Source organism: Mycobacterium sp. NPDC006124 (genome assembly GCF_040614235.1).
GTDB lineage: Bacteria > Actinomycetota > Actinomycetes > Mycobacteriales > Mycobacteriaceae > Mycobacterium.
The window spans coordinates 78,184-96,272 of record NZ_JBEXUA010000017.1 but is presented as its reverse complement, the minus strand read 5'-3'; the positions used below and the strand labels follow the sequence as shown (position 1 = coordinate 96,272).

Annotated in this window: 13 protein-coding genes and 2 pseudogenes; 10 read left to right on the top strand and 5 right to left on the bottom strand. The window is 66.2% G+C overall.

Annotated elements, in window-relative coordinates:
• Nucleotides 1-363: 363 nt before the first annotated feature.
• Complete coding sequence (locus ABZ195_RS25435) at nt 364-1,341, top strand: GGDEF domain-containing protein (RefSeq protein WP_355222662.1); 978 nt, start codon at nt 364-366, stop codon at nt 1,339-1,341.
• A 66-nt stretch (nt 1,342-1,407) separates the two neighbouring features.
• On the opposite strand, the gene ABZ195_RS25430 is transcribed toward ABZ195_RS25435, so the two are convergent.
• The 5 genes and pseudogenes from ABZ195_RS25430 to ABZ195_RS25410 all read right to left on the bottom strand — a co-directional run bounded on the left by ABZ195_RS25430 (nt 1,408) and on the right by ABZ195_RS25410 (nt 7,392).
• The gene (locus ABZ195_RS25430; protein ID WP_355222661.1) at nt 1,408-2,892 is read right to left on the bottom strand and encodes an APC family permease; all 1,485 of its coding nucleotides are present in this window, start codon (nt 2,890-2,892) and stop codon (nt 1,408-1,410) included.
• A 29-nt stretch (nt 2,893-2,921) separates the two neighbouring features.
• On the bottom strand, nt 2,922-4,658 hold the full coding sequence (locus ABZ195_RS25425; RefSeq protein ID WP_355222660.1) for an NAD(P)/FAD-dependent oxidoreductase: 1,737 nt from the start codon (nt 4,656-4,658) through the stop codon (nt 2,922-2,924).
• Nucleotides 4,655-4,999, bottom strand: a complete 345-nt coding sequence (locus ABZ195_RS25420; protein ID WP_355222659.1) for a hypothetical protein — start codon at nt 4,997-4,999, stop codon at nt 4,655-4,657. The genes ABZ195_RS25425 and ABZ195_RS25420 overlap by 4 nt, the downstream gene beginning before the upstream one ends.
• Before the next feature lie 39 nt (nt 5,000-5,038).
• Nucleotides 5,039-6,454, bottom strand: a pseudogene (locus ABZ195_RS25415) (gamma-aminobutyraldehyde dehydrogenase).
• Nucleotides 6,455-6,714: 260 nt separating this feature from the next.
• On the bottom strand, nt 6,715-7,392 hold the full coding sequence (locus tag ABZ195_RS25410; protein ID WP_355222658.1) for a GntR family transcriptional regulator: 678 nt from the start codon (nt 7,390-7,392) through the stop codon (nt 6,715-6,717).
• 250 nt (nt 7,393-7,642) lie between these two features.
• On the opposite strand from ABZ195_RS25410, the gene ABZ195_RS25405 reads away from it, so the two are divergent.
• The 9 genes and pseudogenes from ABZ195_RS25405 (at nt 7,643) to ABZ195_RS25365 (ending at nt 18,073) form a co-directional block, all read left to right on the top strand.
• The gene (locus ABZ195_RS25405; RefSeq protein WP_355222657.1) at nt 7,643-8,737 is read left to right on the top strand and encodes a phosphotransferase; all 1,095 of its coding nucleotides are present in this window, start codon (nt 7,643-7,645) and stop codon (nt 8,735-8,737) included.
• Entirely contained in the window at nt 8,734-10,089 is a 1,356-nt protein-coding gene (locus ABZ195_RS25400) for an aspartate aminotransferase family protein (RefSeq protein ID WP_355222656.1), read from the top strand. The genes ABZ195_RS25405 and ABZ195_RS25400 overlap by 4 nt, the downstream gene beginning before the upstream one ends.
• Before the next feature lie 46 nt (nt 10,090-10,135).
• On the top strand, nt 10,136-13,036 hold the full coding sequence (locus ABZ195_RS25395) for an FAD-binding and (Fe-S)-binding domain-containing protein (protein ID WP_355222655.1): 2,901 nt from the start codon (nt 10,136-10,138) through the stop codon (nt 13,034-13,036).
• The gene (locus ABZ195_RS25390) at nt 13,033-14,529 is read left to right on the top strand and encodes an NAD-dependent succinate-semialdehyde dehydrogenase (RefSeq protein ID WP_355222654.1); all 1,497 of its coding nucleotides are present in this window, start codon (nt 13,033-13,035) and stop codon (nt 14,527-14,529) included. The genes ABZ195_RS25395 and ABZ195_RS25390 overlap by 4 nt, the downstream gene beginning before the upstream one ends.
• Before the next feature lie 24 nt (nt 14,530-14,553).
• Nucleotides 14,554-15,198, top strand: coding sequence for a hypothetical protein (locus tag ABZ195_RS25385; protein WP_355222653.1), 645 nt, complete (start codon nt 14,554-14,556; stop codon nt 15,196-15,198).
• A gap of 148 nt (nt 15,199-15,346) precedes the next feature.
• Nucleotides 15,347-15,958: a hypothetical protein gene (locus tag ABZ195_RS25380; RefSeq protein ID WP_355222652.1), complete on the top strand. Its 612-nt coding sequence runs from the start codon at nt 15,347-15,349 to the stop codon at nt 15,956-15,958.
• Between the two features lie 104 nt (nt 15,959-16,062).
• Nucleotides 16,063-16,614 (top strand): YaeQ family protein, encoded by a 552-nt coding sequence (locus tag ABZ195_RS25375; protein WP_355222651.1) that lies wholly within the window; start codon nt 16,063-16,065, stop codon nt 16,612-16,614.
• Nucleotides 16,615-16,813: 199 nt separating this feature from the next.
• A pseudogene (locus tag ABZ195_RS25370) lies at nt 16,814-17,632 on the top strand (thiolase family protein); the annotation flags it as partial.
• Entirely contained in the window at nt 17,609-18,073 is a 465-nt protein-coding gene (locus ABZ195_RS25365) for a hypothetical protein (RefSeq protein ID WP_355222669.1), read from the top strand. The pseudogene ABZ195_RS25370 and the gene ABZ195_RS25365, both read left to right, overlap by 24 nt.
• Nucleotides 18,074-18,089 lie beyond the last annotated feature (16 nt).

Here is an 18,089-nt window from a genome sequence, read left to right as displayed (position 1 = left end):
AGAACCCACGTCCCTACGTGTGGACCAAGACCGCCGATCAAATCCTCGCCAGCATCGGCAACTACTGCCAACGAATTAACGACTCAGAACACTAGTCGATGATGTGGTGTGTCACCACCCGCTCATCCCCGCGAGCCCACGGGGCGCAGGTCGCACGCTCCCCGTAGCATCGAGGACGAGGCGCTGCAGCCAACGCCGACCCGATGGCTACGAGCACACCTCACACGAAGTGAGGCGGTTCGCTGCGCGGATGGTCAGGGCGGGAGGCGATCTGTCGTGTTGGCTGAATTGTGGTCGGAGCCCGATCAGTTCGATCGGGTGACCGCCTTTCTACGCCACCGAGGATTGCTCCACCCGACACGGATGATCATGGTGTTCGTGGTGGCGTCAGCCTCGCTGATCCCCGTCGCCGCGATGATTCCGTCAGCGCAGTGGAACGCGGGTTCGTTCCCCGTCGGCGCCGCCGGTGCAACGGTGTGCGTCGCGATGACGTGGTTCTGGTGGACACGTTGGCCGACGCGCCGGGTGTCGCTCGTGGCGGTGCTGCTCGGATCCGTGTGCGCGACGCTGTGGAGTCTGACCCAATCCAGTCCCGGTGTCGCCGCGCTGGCGTGTGCATGTCTGACCGTCACCGGTGGATACATCGCGTTCTTCCACAACCTGCGGTTCGTCGCCGTCAATGCCGTTCTGGCGATCGCCGCGGCGGTGGTGGCCGCGATCCGGCTCGCGCCCGAGGTCGGTGTGGCTGCGGCGTTGGCGGCGTTCTGGATGATGTGGTTTCCGAACTCCGTGATCCCGCTCGGTGTGCGGTGCTTGACCAACGCGATGACCCATTTCGCGATTCGCTCCGATGAGGATCCACTGACCGGGTTGCTCAACCGGCGCGGTTTTCGCGACGCCATCAGACGCCGCCTGATCACCGAGATGCACGGTGCCGCAGGGTGTCGCCTCGTCGTGGTGATGATCGACCTCGACGACTTCAAGCGAGTCAACGACACCCTCGGTCACGCCGCCGGTGACCGTGCACTGTTGAGAGTGGCGGAACTGCTCCGCGCGCGAATGCCTCCTGGCGCGGTGCTGTGCCGTTGCGGCGGTGAGGAATTCCTCGTCGCCGTCGTCTCCACGGAACGGGACGCCCAGATGATTGCCGCGCCCGTCTGCGAAGCCATCCGCTCCGGAGCCGGTGACATCACCGCGAGCATCGGTGTGGCGACCGCCGACGATCGCGAGATCCTCGCCGGGGAACCCCGTGACCTCGTCGACCGCCTCATCGAAGCAGCCGACCATGCGATGTACGACGCAAAGCGCCAGGGCGGCGATCGCGTCGAGCTCGCTCGCTAGCCCTCGGCGCACCCGAACCCCGGCGGGTGTGAACGGCACCCGCCGGGGTCATGGTCGTCCGAGATCTCAGAGACGATCGCCCAGTGTCGAGTTGAGCTCTTCGTAGCGTCGTGGAGAACGGGCCTTGATGACGTACGCTCCGACGACGCCGATGGCGAGTGAGGCGAACAGCATGACCGTGAAGGTGAACTGCAGCCAGCCGCCGCCGCCGAGGAGCACGTCCATGCCCGTGACGGCGTACCAGAGGAACGGCAGCAGTCCGGCGACACCGAGCAGCGGCGCGATGAAGGTGTTCCACGGTCGTTTGTCGACCTTGGAGCGGCGGAAGAAGACGAAGATCGCGATGCTGGCGATGGTCTGCAGCAAGATGATCCCGGCGGCACCCACACCGGTCCACCAGGTGAAGAGTGTGGTGTAGGGGTCGAGGCCGAGAACCGCGAAGATCGCGACCACCGCGGCCACCATCGCGATCTGGACGTAGCACGCAGTGGCGGGTGACTGGCGGGTCGGGTGGGTGGTGCCGAGGCGAGACCAGATGAGGCCCTGGCGGCCCAGCGAGTACAGGTAGCGGGCCACGTTGTTGTGGAAGGTCAGGATCGCGGCGAAGAGGCTGCTGATGACGAACAATTGGAACGCTTCGGTTCCGATGGGACCGAGCACTCTGTCGCTCACCGCGAACACGAGGTTGCCCCCTTCGGATTGTGTGAGTGCGGCAATGTCGCCGACGCCGACGGCGTTCACGATGAGGAAGGCAGTGACGGCGTAGAAGACGCCCATGAAGATCACCGACGCGTAGGTGGCGCGTGGCACCGTGCGTTTGGGGTCCTTGGCCTCCTCACCGTAGATGGCCGTGCCTTCGAATCCGATGAAGGAAGCATGGGCGAACATGAGTGCCACCCCGATGGCGCCGGCGAAGACCGCAGACGGTGCGAACGGTTCGAACGAGTAGTCGCTGACCGGAGTCGGCGAATTGAACAGGATTCCGAAGTTGAGGACGAGGATGATCGCCGTCTCCAAGGTGAGCAGCACGGCCAATACCCGGGCGCCGGCGTGGATTTGCCGGACTCCGAGGAACAGCGATGCCCCCATGGCGAGGAAGGAGAACACCCACCACGGGACGTCGACGCCGGTGTGCTTGGAGGCGAATTCTGCTGCGTAGTAGCCAAATCCGCCGATGACGCCCAGCTGAATGGCGTTGTAGGCGAAGATCGCCAGTGAGGCGGATCCGAGTCCGAGTGGTCGGCCGAGGCCCCGGGTGATGAAGGCATAGAAGGCGCCGGCGTTGGTGATGTGCTTGCTCATGGCGACGTACCCGACGGAGAAGACGGTGAGCACCAAGGCGACCACGACGAATGCGCCGGCGATGCCTATTCCGTTGCCGGCACCGATGATCACGGGGAAGATCGCGACCACCACGGTCAAGGGCGCCGCGGCGGCGACGACGAAGAACACGATGCCGAGCACGCCGATCTGATTGCGCGCCAATCCCGATGAGCCATCCGGGGTGTCCTTGGCAGTGGCCAGCGGCTGCGGTTCTTCCTGATGGAGCATGGCGGGTCCTTTGCGGTCGGGATCGGGGGTCAACGGGTGGTCTTGCTTCGGGCCGCGAACTTGACGACCCTGCGCAGTGCGGGACTGGTCGCCACGGTGTAGCCGACCTTCTTGCCGGTCTTGGTACTCATCACCGTCTCCATTGCCCGGTCCACGACGCCGACCTTGGGTGCGGGGCCGACGCGCTGAGCAGTGGGTGCGGCCGTGCCGTTGAGGTCGGCGATGACGACCTGAGCGGCGTTGTGGCCGTTGGCCCCCATCACACCGCCGCCGGGGTGTGTGCCGGAGCCGCAGAGGTAGTAGCCGTCGACGGTGGTGCGGTAGTCCGCCAATTCTGGAGTGGGGCGGTTGTTGAAGAGCTGGTCGAAGAACATCGCACCGTGGAAGATGTTGCCGCCGGTCAAGCCGTAGTCTCGCTCGAGATCCTTCGGAGTGATGATGACCCGCTCGAGGATGTGGCCTCGTAGGTTGGGCGCGTAACGGAACAACACCTCGAGGACGCGATCGGCCCACTCGTCGCGGACGGCGTCCCAGTTGGTGCCTGCCAACTCGAACGGAAGTTGTTGCACGCCAAGAGTCATCGTGTGCTTGCCCTCGGGCGCCAAGGTGTCGTCATGCGTCGACTGAATGACGGCCTCGATGACGAAGTCGTCGGGAAATTCGCCGCGTCGCTCCGCCTCCCATGCGCGCTCGAAGTTCTCGATGGAGGCGCCCATGATCGCCTGGGCCTGGTGCTGCGGACCAAACGTGCCGGCCGGAAAGCCGACGTAGTCGGGCAATTCGTCGATCAGCAGGTGGATGCGCGCCATCGAGCCGCGGGCGTCGTAGTCTCGCAGTTTCGCCGTGAGTTTGGCGTCGACGGTGCCGGCGGGCAACAACTGCAGCATCGAGCGCTGCGGGTCCGCGTTGGAGATGACCGTGCGTGCCGAGATGGTTTCGCCGTTGGCCAATGTGACACCGGACGCCCTGCCGCGGCCGACGACGACCTGCTTGACCGGAGAGTTCAGTCGGATCTCAGCCCCATGGGCCTCTGCGCTGCGGGCCATCGCCTTGGTGATGCCGCCCATGCCGCCCTTGACGAACCCCCACTGTCCGAGTGTGCCCTTGAACTCACCGACCGAGTGGTGCCCGTAGACGTAGCCGGTGCCGGGCGTCGAGGGCCCACCCCAGACCGAGATCATCCCGAAGAACGTGAAGAGACCCTTGATGTGCTCGTTTTCGAAGTACCGGTCTAGCAGGTCCTTCGTGGACAGCAGCACCATCTCGTTGAACAGGTCTTCGGCTCCGGCGGCCTCGAACGCGGCCAGCACTTGCGACCGACTCGGGGCGGGGGACAACAAGAACGGCGTCAGGATGGAGGCGAACTTCTTTACGCGCAGGCCGAATTCCAGAAATGCACCGGCGTCGCTCTTGGAGAACTTCTCGATCTCCCGGAGTGTCTTGTCCATGTCCTTCCAGACGAACAGATGGCTGCCGTCGGGGAAGATGCTGACCTCGTTGGCCTCGGTCTGGTACATCTCCAATCCATACCGTTCGAGTTCGAGGTCGGCGATGATCTCGGGGCGCAACAGGCTGGCGATGAACGCACAAGACGACCACGTCGCGCCGGGGATCAGTTCCTCGCTGGTGCAGGCGCCGCCGACCACGTCGCGGGCCTCGACGACGAGCACGCTCTTTCCGGCGCGCGCAAGGTATCCGGCAGTGATGAGGCCGTTGTGCCCGGCTCCGATGACGATCGCGTCGTAGGTACTGCTGGGGTTGGTCATTCGAAGGCTCCCGGGATGAGGTGGGTGAAGTAGGTACGGACAGTGGCCGGATCGACGAGATCGTCGAATCCGTCGGTGACGGGCTTCATCGTCGGGTGGTTGTCGCGCAACCACTCCCACGCCGCCCAGTCGGTCACCTCCATGACTTCGAGGATGTCCGCCGGGGCTCCGTCGGGTGCGTGGTCGACCCGAAACGCGTCGAAGCGCCGGACGACGTCGTGGTGGGCTAGGCACGTCGGCCGGTCGACCTCGGCGGAGAAGCGCTCGAAGTCGGCCGGGTCGACGCCGGGCAGCATGGAGAACAGGTTGACCGCTATCACCGCGCGGTTGGTCGACGTCATCGCGAAGGCTCCCTGTGGCTGGACGGGTGGGCGTAGGGACTAGGACTCGAGATTGATCATGATGTGCTTGATCTCGGTGTATTCCTCGACGGCATAGATCGACATGTCGTTGCCGTGACCGGACTGCTTGAAGCCGCCGTGCGGCATCTCCGCCACGATCGGCAGGTGATCGTTTATCCACACCGTGCCGAACTGGAGCTTGCGCGCCGCACGCATCGCGCGCCCTACGTCCTTGGTGAAAACGGATGCAGCCAAACCTTATTCGACGTCGTTGGCCCACGCGAAGGCTTGATCTTCGTCGCTGAACCGGGTGGCGGTGACCACCGGGCCGAAGACTTCCCGTTGCACGATCTCGGAGTCTTGGACGGCGTCGACGACCAACGACGGCTTGTACCAGAAGCCCGGCCCACTGGCCGAGCCGCCGACGGCGAGCTCGGCAGGTCCGGTCGAGACCGCTCGGTCGACGAAGCCGGCGATGCGGTCTCGCTGGCGGGCGGAGATGACCGGGCCCATCTCGGTGGACTCGAGTTGGGGATCGCCCATCGCCACCTTGGAGACGGCGCGGGTGAGTTCGGTGACGAAGTCGTCGTAGATTCCGTCGGCGATGTAGACGCGGGAGGCGGCCATGCAGTCCTGTCCAGAGTTGCCGTAGCCGCCTTCGCAGATCTTGGTGATCGCGAGCTCCGCGTCACAATCGTCGAACACCAACACTGGAGCCTTGCCACCGAGTTCGAGGTGCAGACGCTTGAGGTTGTCGGCACCGGCGCGGGCGACGATCTTGCCGGTGGTGGTGTCACCGGTCAGCGAACTCATCCGGACCCGGGGATGGGACGTCAGGGCCGCACCGACGGTGTCGCCGTGCCCGGTGACGACGTTGAACACTCCGGGCGGAAAGAGGTCAGCCGCGAGTTCGGCCAGCCGGAGCGTGCTCAGGGGGGTCAGCTCGCTGGGCTTGAGTACGAGGGTGTTGCCGGTCATCAAGGCCGGGCAGATCTTCCAGATCGCCATGACGAGCGGGAAGTTCCACGGCGCAACGCTGCCGACCACGCCGAGAGGATCTCGTCGGATGATGCTGGTGTGGGTGGGGGAGTATTCGCCGGCGGCGCGCCCCTCCAGCACGCGGGCCGCTCCGGCGAAAAATCGCATGTTGTCCACGCCGAAGGGAACCTCGTCGCGTGCGACCGCGATGGGCTTGCCGACGTTCTGGGACTCCAGCTGCGCGAACTCCTCGGCGTGGGCCTCGAGTCGATCGGCGAGCTTCAGGAGCAGTTCGGCTCGCTTGCCGGGGGGCGTCGCCGCCCACTCGTCGAATGCCCTCTCCGCCGCGGTGACGGCGCGATCCACGTCGGTGGCGTCGCCCAGTGCGACGGTGGCGATCTGTTCGTTCGTGGCCGGATTGAAGACCGCTTCGGTCGCGCCGGTCCCGGCGGCAACGTGCTCGCCTGCGACGAACATGAGATGACGGTCTGCCATGTGATTCTTCTCCGAACCGGATCAGACGACCCTGGGAAAGGCGATCATGTCCAAGTGTTGAACAGTTGACATGTTGGACTTAAGCACAGGGGATTCGTGTGCGCAAGACGACGGCGGGAAACCGTCGGGAAGACGACCCCGCGGGCTGCATCGAGGGCCCGTGCGCCGAGTCGATGCGCGCGCCGGCGCTCGGCGTACGAAACGTCTGCTCGCGGGGTCGACCGGGTCGGACCGTCGAATGCCTAACCGGCGGTGCGGACAGCCAGGATCTTGCGCACCTCGTCGCGATTCTCGGTGATGATCTCGGCGATCGTCGTGCGCGCCAGTTCGGGATCGCGCGAGGCGAAGGCCGACACTATCCGCTGGTGCTCCTCCTCCAGCGTCGAGCCACTCTCGTATTCGTGGTGGTCGAGCGACAGGATGAGCAGGAAGTACCGAAGGTCACCAAGCAACTCGTCGTAGAACTTGTTCAGCCGCGGACTGTTCATCAAACCGACGATGGCTCGGTGAATGTCGAGGTCCTTCTCCACGATCGTGCGTGGATCCTCCGTCCGCATCGCCACTTTCAAGGCGTCGAACGCCGCGTGCAATGGCGCCAAGTCGGTGTCGTAGCCCACCGACGCCGCGGCAGCGGTCTCCAGGTGAAGCCGGGCACGATAGATGTCGAGGACCTCCTCGTCGGAGGGATCCCACACCGCCAGACCGCGGTTGAAGACGTACCTGACCAAACCCGTCCCCTGAAGCAGTCTCACCGCTTCCCGAACGGTGTTTCGGGAGATTCCCAGCTGCTCGGCGATGACGAGCTCCCTGATGCGCTCGCCCGGTTTGAGTTCGCCCTCGAGGATCATGTCCATCAATCCGTCGGCGATTTGCTGCGCGCTGCTACGCCCGACGATGTGGATGCGATCGGCTACCGACATGGCGTTAGCGTACAACTGTTCAACACCCGGCATGAAGGACTCGGCGCGGAAGGGCTGCTGGACGCTGCTGCTCTACTGTTCTACAGTTGGGCTCGTTCATCGAATGGCCGGTGGCGTGCTGCGAGACAGCCTCTCCGGCAGACGGATCCGATCGCAAAGGAAGCAGACCCCAAATGCCGAACGTCGACGACACCGGTCAGTTGACACGACCGCACCGTTCGGGCTTCCCGCCGACGGGGACGTCCGCGTCGTGAGCAACACATCCGGCGTCCTCGCGCGCATCGCGCGGGCGAGCGCCCTGGAGTCCGGTGGCGTCGCCTTTCCGGCAGAACGGGTGGCCGTCGAACTGCGTCGTCTCTACGGCCTGACGGGTTGGCTCACCCGCATCGCTACCGAGAAGGACGACACGTTCCGCCTCGACGGCACCCGAGGTCGGTTCCTGGTGAAGATCGCTCCCGCGTCGGAGAGCGCACGGATCGTGAACCTGCAGTCAGCGGTGATGCTGCACCTGGCGAACTCTGCCGACCCACTTCCTGCCCAACGCTTGATCCGCGGGCTGCACGGCCAAGTCGAGTCGACCGTCGTCGACCCTGAGGGAAACGACCGCATCCTTCGTGTGCTGAGCTTCCTCGACGGGAGTCTCTTGGCGACGGTGGCACCGACGCCCGCCCAACTCGTCAGCGTGGGTTCGACATTGGCCCGGCTGGACGTGTCATTGCGGGACTTCACCCATGCCGACGACACGCGGCTGCTCATCTGGGATCTGAAGAACTTCTCCCACCTTAGACCACTGCTGGAATGGGTGACCGACCGCGACGACGTGGAGATGGCGACGTGGGTCTTCGACCAGTTCGACGCACTCGTCGTGCCCCGGATCGCAGACCTGGACAGCCAGATGATCCACGGCGATTTCAGCCCCTTCAACGTCGTCGTCGACTCGACGTCCAAGGAATTCGTGACGGGAATCATCGACTTCGGCGATGTCGTGCGGAGCCCCAGGGTGTTCGAGCTCAGCGTCGCAGTGGCCAATCAGATCGGCGCCGACGAACGGCGTCCGTGGGCCAGTGCGCTCGACATCGTCCGCGGATATCAGCAGGTGCGACCGCTGCCAGCCGAGGATGTGTCACTGCTGGCCGTCACCGGTCCCGCCCGTCTCCTGTTGCGGGCGTTGATCTATGGATGGCGAGCGGCGACGCACGCCCACACCCGCGAGTATGGGCTGTCGCATTCGGCACCGGACTGGATCAGACTGCGCTGCGCACTCTCGGTCGCGTCGTCCACCGTCGACGCCATGCTGGCAGCTACCGCAGACTCCGTACCTCTCGACGAAGGGCACCGGCCGTGAGCACGATCTCCGCATCCAAGGCGTCCGAGCCGATGGTCAACGGGTTCGACCCGTCACACATCGATCGACTGCCCCCCACCACACGCAAACAGGTTGGCGATCGCGCGCGGCTCCTCGGCCCCGGGTACCGACTCTTCTACGAGACCCCCGTAGAGATCGTCCGCGGCTCGGGAACGCTCCTCTACGACGCCGGCGGCAACGACTACCTCGACGTGTACAACAACGTCGCGAGCGTCGGCCACTGTCATCCCTACGTCGTGGATGCCGTCCACCGACAGCTCTCGACGCTGAACACCAACACCCGGTACATCCAGCAGTCGATTCTCGACTACAGCGAGCAGTTGTTGAACACGATGCCCGCCGAGATCGGGCACGTCATGTTCACCTGCACCGGCTCGGAAGCCAACGACTTGGCCATGCGGGTCGCCCGGTACTACACCGGCAGCGAGGGGATCATCGTCACGTCCGGCGCCTACCACGGCCTCACATCGGACGTTTCGGCGTTCTCGCCGTCCTTGGGCGTCGGTGTTCCGCTCGGCCCGCACGTGCGCACGATCAGCGCTCCAGACCGACTTCGGCACGGTGGAGACGGCGACGTGATCGACGCCATGCGCCGCGAGACCCGCGAAGCGGTCGCCGACCTGCAGCGCCACGGTTTCGGGGTGGCTGCCTTCATCGCCGACATGATCTTCTCCTCCGACGGGATCTATGCCGACCCGGCGGGGTTCCTGCAACCGGTCATTGACGAGATTCATTCCGCCGGTGGTCTGTTCATCGCCGACGAGGTCCAACCAGGGTTCGGCCGCACCGGTCGGCACTGGTGGGGTTTCCAGCGCCACGGATTGGTGCCCGACATCATGACCACCGGCAAACCCATGGGAAACGGAATACCCGTGGCCGCAGCCGCCTTCCGTCCGGAACTGCTCGAGGATTTCGGTCGAAACATTCGTTACTTCAACACCTTTGGCGGCAACTCGGTATCCATCGCCGCCGCCCAGGCGGTGCTGGACGTCATCGGCGACGAAGACCTCATCGGCAACGCCGAATCGGTGGGCACCTACATCAAGTCCGAGATATCGACTCTCGCAGCTGGTTACGAACAGATCGCCGAGGTCCGCGGTGCGGGGCTGTTCATCGGCGTGGACATCGTGACCGACCGCGAGACCAGCACCCCCGACGGCGACGCGACGCTACGGGTGGTCAACCACATGCGCCGTCGGCGCGTGTTGATCTCCGCGTCCGGCCCCAGAGGAAGCGTCCTCAAGGTCCGTCCACCGCTGCCGTTCTCGATCAGTGACGCCGACCGACTGCTGACGAATCTTGCCGTCGTCCTGACCGAGGAACTCCATTGAGCCGTCATCACGGGAACGGGCCCGTGGTTTCCGGCAGGGGACTCAGATGCCGGCGGTAGGGTTCGATGCCGAGATCGTGGAACTCCTCGTCGCAAGCGGAATCGAGATCGACTCCAGCACTCGACGACTCGCCGAGTACAGCTATGACGCGTCCAACTATCGGGTCGTACCACTGGCGGTGGCCTTTCCCCGCGACCCCGAAGAAGTCAGCCTCATCGCCAAGGCCTGTCATCGAGCGGGTGTGCCGATCGTCGCGCGGGGCGGTGGAACGTCGATGGCGGGCAACGCCATCGGCGACGGCATCGTGGTGGACCTTTCTCGACACATGAATTCGATGATCTCCGTCGACGCCGCGAACCGAACCGCCGTGGTCGAACCGGGGGTCGTTCTGGCCGACCTCGCCGAGGCTGTTCAGCGCGGTACCGGCGGCCAGCTGACCTTCGCGCCGGATCCGTCCAGCAAGAATCGCGCGACGGTCGGAGGGTCGATCGGCAACGACGCCTGCGGCAATCACTCCGTTCGGTACGGGCGCACCGGCGACCACGTCGTGTCCCTCGACGTGGTTCTTGCCGACGGAACCCGGCTCACCGCCACCCAGACCGGGGTGCGCGCGACCGATCCATCGGACACGGCGGCCAACGAACGTGCGAGTCGGCTCTCCGCCGATCTGCGGGCCCTGGCCACCGGTTATATGGCGCAGCTCCGCACGGAGTTGGGTCGCATTCCCCGGCAGGTGTCAGGATACCAACTGGCGAACCTGTTGCCGGAGAACGGCTTCAACGTCGCCCGCACACTCGTCGGCAGCGAGGGTACGTGTGCGATCATCGTGAGAGCGACCATGCGGCTGGTCGACGTTCCCCCCTCCGCGCTCTTGCTGATCGTGGCCTACGACGACATCGTGGACGCCGCGCGCGACGTGATGACCATCTTGAGGTTCGCCCCCGCTGCCATCGAGGGAATCGACGAGCAGATCGTGACGACCATGAAGGCTCGGCGCGGTCCGGACTCGGTGTCCGAGCTGCCCGGGGGTCGGGCATGGCTCTACGTCGAACTGGACGGACGAGATGCGGAGGTCGTCGACGCGCAGGCGGTTGCGCTGCAGGGCGATCTTCGAGGCAACGGTCGGGCCCTCGCCTGCCGGGTGGTCCGCGACCCCTCGGAGCGCAGGAAGCTGTGGCGCGTTCGCGAGGACGGAGCCGGTCTCTCGTCGCGGCTGGAACTGGCCGACGGATCCAGCGTCACCTCGTGGCCGGGCTGGGAGGACTCCGCGGTCGCCCCGGAGAACCTCGCCGACTACCTGGCCGATTTTCGGCTGCTCCTCGCGGAGCATGAACTGACCGGCGTGATGTACGGCCACTTCGGAGCCGGCTGCATGCACATCCGAATCACGTTCGACCAACGGACCACTCAGGGCCGAGAGGTCATGTCCGACTTCCTGACGGCTGCCGCGCGCCTCGTGGTCGGACACGGCGGAACCCTGTCGGGCGAACACGGGGACGGAAGAGCCCGGTCCGGACTCCTGCCCGAGATGTACTCGCCGACCATGATGGGGGCCTTCGCGGCCTTCAAGCAGCTGTTCGACCCCACCAACGTGCTGGGCCCCGGCATGATCGTCGACCCGCCACCGGTCACCGAGGCATTGGCACTGGCCGACGTTCCCGCGACTCCGTGGCAGACGACGTTCGCTCTGCACGACGCGAACGGAGACGGGGGGTTCGCCGACGCCGTGCAGCGCTGCATCGGTGTGGGACGGTGCCGCTCTCATGGCACCGGCGTGATGTGCCCCAGCTTTCGGGCGACCGGTGACGAGAAGGACTCCACCCGCGGCCGCGCACGAGTATTGCAAGAGATGATTCGCGGCGCCCGCACCGCCGAGCGGGGATGGGCGTCCACGGATGTTCGCGATGCCCTGGATCTGTGCCTGTCGTGCAAGGCGTGTTCGACGGATTGTCCGACAGGCGTGGACATGGCGACCTACAAGGCCGAGTTCTTGGACCACCACTACCGGCGACGGCTCCGTCCGGTGGCGCACTACTCGTTGGGGTGGCTCCCGCGGTGGTTGAGCGTGACCTCGCGGGTGGCACCGCTGGTCAACATCGTGCTGTCCAGCCCGTTGCGCGCGGTGGGACTGCGCCTGGGCGGCCTGACCTCGAAACGACCGCTGCCGAGGTTCGCGTCACGCCGCGCGTTGCGCCGTGAACTCGCGTCCCGCCGCCTCGGAAGCGAGGACATGGTGCTCGTGGTGGACTCGTTCACCAAGGGCTTTCGGCCCGAGGTCGCCGGGGCGGCGCTTCGCGTCCTCGAGGAGGCCGGGCATCGTGCCGAGGTGCGCACCGACCTCTGTTGCGGTTTGACCTGGATCTCGACCGGACAACTGCGCCAGGCGCGAAAGAGGTTGACCCGCACGGCCGCTTCGCTCGACGACGGCACCGACCGCCCAATCGTCGTCACCGAGCCGAGCTGTGCCGCAGCCCTGCGGAAGGACATGCCCGAACTCGTCGACACGCCCGCCGCGCGTCGCGTATCCCAACGAATCCGCAGCTTCGCCGAGCACGTCAGCGCACAACGAGACGGCGGCTGGACCCCGAGTGCGACACTGCCGCCCTCGGTCACGGTGCAAACCCACTGTCACGAGTACGCCGTGTTCGGCGCCGCGACCCAAGTCTCGGCACTGAGGGCCGTCGGAATCGACGCCGTCCGCGAGACCACCGGATGTTGTGGTGTCGCCGGCAACTTCGGGTTCGAGCGGCAGCACTACGAGGTCAGCATGGCCGTCGCCGAACAGGCCTTGGCGCCGGCGTTGCGGGCCGACCCGAACGCGGTGGTGCTGACCGACGGGTTCAGCTGCCACATGCAGGCCCGACATCTCACCGACGAGTCGCCGAACGCCTCGCTGCACCTGGCACAGATGCTCGACCCCCATAACCGACAGGAGTCAACCCGATGACAGCGACCACCCCCGGTGTCGACTCGACGGCTCGTCGCCCCGCCATCGCCGCGGTGCGCACCGGACTGCTCATCGGTGGGCAGTGGGGGGAGGCCGTCGACGGGCGGGTCTTCGACGTGGAGAACCCGGCCACCGGCGAGGTGCTGGCGTCCGTCGCCGACGCCGGTCCGGCGGACGGGGACGCCGCGCTGGGGGCCGCGGTCAACGCTCAAGCCTCGTGGGGTCGTACCGCCCCGCGGTACCGCAGCGAGATCTTGGGCCGTGCCTACGATTTGGTGATGAGTCGGCAGGACTGGCTAGCCGAGATCATGACGTTGGAAATGGGCAAACCCCTTGCCGAGGCCAGGGGAGAGGTGGCCTACGCGGCCGAGTTCCTGCGCTGGTTCGCCGAGGAGGCGGTCCGCGTCTCCGGTGATCACGCCACCACCGGGGACGGCACCAACCGGATCATCGTGACCCGCGAACCCGTCGGCCCGTGCGTCCTCATCACCCCGTGGAACTTCCCCTTGGCCATGGGCACGCGAAAGATCGCTCCCGCGGTCGCCGCCGGCTGCACCATGGTTCTCAAGCCAGCGCCCCAAACACCCCTGACTTCACTGGCTTTGGCGGCCATCATGCAGGAGGCCGGCCTCCCCGACGGCGTCCTCAACGTCGTGAACACCACTGACGCCGCCAACGTGGTGCAGCGATGGATGAGCAGCGGCAAGGCCCGCAAGGTCAGCTTCACCGGCTCCACCGGGGTGGGGAGGGTGCTGCTGCGGCAGGCCGCCGAGACGGTCATGCGTTCCTCGATGGAACTCGGCGGAAACGCTCCGTTCATCGTCTGCGCCGACGCGGACGTCGACGTCGCCGTCGACGGTGCCATGACGGCCAAGATGCGCAACATGGGCGAGGCGTGCACGGCAGCCAACCGCATGTACGTGCACCGCGACCTCGTGACGACGTTCTCCGAACGGCTGGCCGCACGGATGGCGGCGTTGACGGTGGGCAACGGACTCGACGACGACACCGAGGTGGGTCCACTGATCGACTCGGCCGGGCGCGCCAAGGTGCAGCGACTCGTCGACGACGCACTGCGCCGTGGCGCAACGGCTTTGACCGGCGGTCGTCTGCCGGAGGGGCCGGGCTACTTCTACCCGCCCACCGTCTTGACCGACGTGTCCGACGAGTCAGACCTGATGACGACCGAGGTCTTCGGACCGGTCGCCCCGATCATTCCCTTCGACGACGAGGACGACGTCGTCGCCCGCGCCAACGACACCGACTGGGGGTTGGTCGGATACGTCTTCACCCAGGACGTCGACCGCGCCTTCGACTTGAGTGAGCGACTCGAGGTCGGCATGGTGGGGGTCAACACCGGTGTGGTGTCCAATCCGGCAGCCCCCTTCGGCGGGGTCAAACAGTCCGGACTGGGGCGCGAAGGCGGCAGGGTGGGCATCGACGAGTTCTTGGAGTACAAGTACCTTGCGGTCCCTCGACGCCGAGGCCGATGAGCCAGCACCGACGGCGGCGCGCCCGTGAACGTCGGAGATGAACCGAGGGTCACCCAGTGGACGGAGACGACGTACTCCGAGGTCCTGCGCATCCTGTGCGCCACCGCCCGGCAGTCACCGATTGCGCTGGTCGGCGTCGACGGCCGCAGCGGGTCCGGCAAGTCCACGTTCGCCGCCAATCTGGCCGCGACGGCGCCGGGCATCGCGGTCGTGCACACCGACGACATCGCCTGGCACCACTCGTTCTTCGACTGGCAGGAACTTCTCGTCGACGGCATCCTTTCCCCTGCGCGGCGCCACGGGCCGCCGGTTTCCTACCGACCGCCGGCGTGGGAGCTCCGGGGCCGAGAAGGGTGCATCGAGGTACCGCCGGACACGTCGGTGTTGGTCGTCGAAGGCGTCGGCGCCTGCCGCGAGCGACTGCATCCTTGGTTCGACGCCACGGTCTGGGTCCAATCCGACCCCGACCTGGCCTATCGCCGTGTCGTCGCTCGGGGTGAGGACCCCGTCGAGTTCGTCGACGACTGGACGGCGCAGGAGAAACCGTTCCTCGCCCACGACCGATCCTGGGCACGTGCCGCATTGGTCGTATCGGGACAGTCGGCGTGGCTCGCCGACGGACGCGTCTTGACAGCCGAGCCCGCGCGATCTTCCAGCGAGCGCCGCTGACGGCATTCGTGCTGCGCGGACGCCGGCGGGTGTGAACGGCTATGAGATGCGTCGCTATCGACGGACGCAGTTGGCACGCCCACGCGCGGAGGTGCCACCATGGAAACATGGTCGTAACAATCCGTCAGCAACAGCCGGGGGTGCGGCCATGGCGGTGACCCAGTCCCTGCCCGTCCGCCAGGCTCGATGGCTGATGCAGGTGATGGGTCGCAACCGGCTCGTGCGCCCGAGCGACCGCCTCGAGGCGGTCGCGCTGCTGATGGTCTTGATCGTCGCCGCTCTCGCCATTCCGTTTGCCCAGCGGCAAGGCGTCGACGCCTACGACACCCGCATGCAACAGATCAGCCGGCAACAGCAGTCCCGGCACTCCGTCGCGGCAACGGCAATCGCAGACAGTGCCTCGCCGTCGCCTCGTCGTCTTAGTTCGCCGAATCCCGTGCCCGTTCGCGTCGAGTGGCGCCAAGGCACGCTTCGTCGCTCGGAAGTCGTGACGACCCCCGGGTTCGTCAAGGCTGGCGCACCGGTCACCGTGTGGCTCGACGACACGGGTGCGGTCGTGCCCGCACCGGACCGGCCCGTCGACGCACAGGCGACCGCGTCGAGCCGCGCGTGGGCTTCATGGGTTGGCATCGTGGGCCTGTCTGCCCTGGTGGCCTTCGGCATCCGCCGCTGGCTCGATCGCCGTCGGGCGGCGTCGTGGCAGCGCGAGCTACATCTCATGGCCTTCAACGACGACGGCTGGGCCAACTACGACCGTTGAACCACACCCGGCTCCAACGTCTGGACTAGCTTCGTCGGGCCGCATCAGGCCCACTCACGCGGGCCTGATTGCTCGGGCAGTACCACCAGGATGGACACTATGCCGTGGCCCTTTCTGCAACGGTGTTCAAGGTAGAGCTTGGCGTCTCCGACGTCGATCACGGCTACTACGCCGATCACATGCTGACCGTGGCGCGGCATCCCAGTGAGACCGATGAGCGAATGGTCGTGCGGTTGTTGGCGTTTGGGCTTCGCGCGCACCGGCTGAGCGACGTCGACGGTGAGTTGACGTTCGGAGCGGGCCTGTCCACCCCTGGCGTCCCGGACTTGCGACTGGCCGACTACACGGGCCGGATCCTGGAGTGGATCAACGTCGGCCAGCCCGACGATCTCGCCTTGGGCAAGGCAGCCAGCCAGGCCGAACAGGTGGTGTTGTTCCCGTTCGCCGCCGGCGCGGCCACCTGGTGGCGAACCGTCGGCCCCAAGGTGGCCGGGCTGCCGAACCTGTCGGTGCTGCAGATACCGCACCAACCGGTGCAGCAATTGTCCCAGACCGTCGACCGACGGGTCTCAACGCAAGTGATGGTGATCGAAGGTCAGGTGACGATGACCGTCGGCGGAGTCGACGTCACCTTCACCCCCGAGCGGCTTGTCTGAACGCTTCAACCGTGTACGCAGACGGCCAGGAAGTGCCAGCCGTCGATCACCGAATGAGCACCATAGGCTCAAGCGGGATGGCTGGTGAGGGTGGCGAGGCTGCGCACTACCTAGGTATAGTCCGACATATTCAGCAGGTGCACGTAGCGGTGACGACGTCCGCATCGAAGTCGCCCCGGTCGCCGTGCACGAGCAGAAGATGACACAGGAGAGACACCCGATGACCGATGCCTTCATCCTCGGAGGGGTCCGCACCCCCTTCGCCCGCTATGGCAGCTCGCTGTCGCACATTCGGACCGACGATCTGCTGGGCATGACCATGAAGGGGGCGTGCGAACGCGTCGGGGTGCCACTGGATCAGATCGAGGACATCATCGCGGGCTGCGTCAACCCGGCCCACGAGGCCATGGGCGACGTCGGCCGGTGGGCCGCGCTGGCGGCGGGTTTCCCCGACAGTGTCGCCGGTGCGACGATCAACCGTTTCTGCGGTTCGTCGGTGAGTGCGACCGTCAGCGTCAGCCACGCCATCAAGGCGGGCGACCTCGGCGTGGGGATCGCCTGCGGTGTCGAGTCCATGTCGCGGTCGGGTTGGGCGCTGATGAAGGGCGACGCGGCGTTCAGCCCGCGGGGACCGGTGCTCATGCTCGACACCATGTGGGCCGGCGCGGGTGGCCCACCCAACCCGGCGCTGCTGGCGCGCAACGCCTACATCGCGATGATCGAGACCGCGCAGAACGTCGCCGACCGGTACGGGCTCAGCCGGGAGGAGATCGACGCGTTCGCGTTGCGATCGTAGCGAAATGCCAAGGCGGCGCGCGACTCCGGTCGGCTGGCCAAGGAGATCATGCCCGTGACGATCCCGGCGACGAAGAAGACCGCCGAGAGACTCTTCCAGCACGACGAATTCATCCGCGACGACACCACGGCGGAGACGTTGGCGACGTTGCCGGCCCAGCCAGGCACCACTCAGATGACCGCGGCCAACTCCACGCCGTTGACCGACGGCGCCAGCGCCATCGTACTGGCGTCGGGGGAGCGGGCCGCTGAGCTCGGAGTCGAGCCCTTGGCCCGGGTGGTGTCGTCCGCCGTCTACGGAACCGACCCGCTGTTCATGGGACTGGCGCCGGCATGGGCGATCCCGCTGGCCATCACGCGGGCGGGCCTGACGCCAGAGCAGATCGACGTGTGGGAGGTCCACGAGGCATTCAGCGCCCAGGCACTCGGCGTGCTGCGCGAATTGCCGAATCAGTTGGGCGGGTTCGTCGTTCCCGACGAGAAGTTGACCCCGAACGGGGGAGCCGTCGCCATTGGTCATCCGTTCGGCGCCTCGGGCACCCGATACGTGCTGACGCTTGCCACCGAGTTGCGGGAGCGAAATGTCCGCTACGGGGTGATCGGAGTCTGCATCGGCTCCGGCCAAGGCGTCGCACTCGTACTCGAGAATCCCCGCGCGGCATGACCGAGTCCTCGAGGCC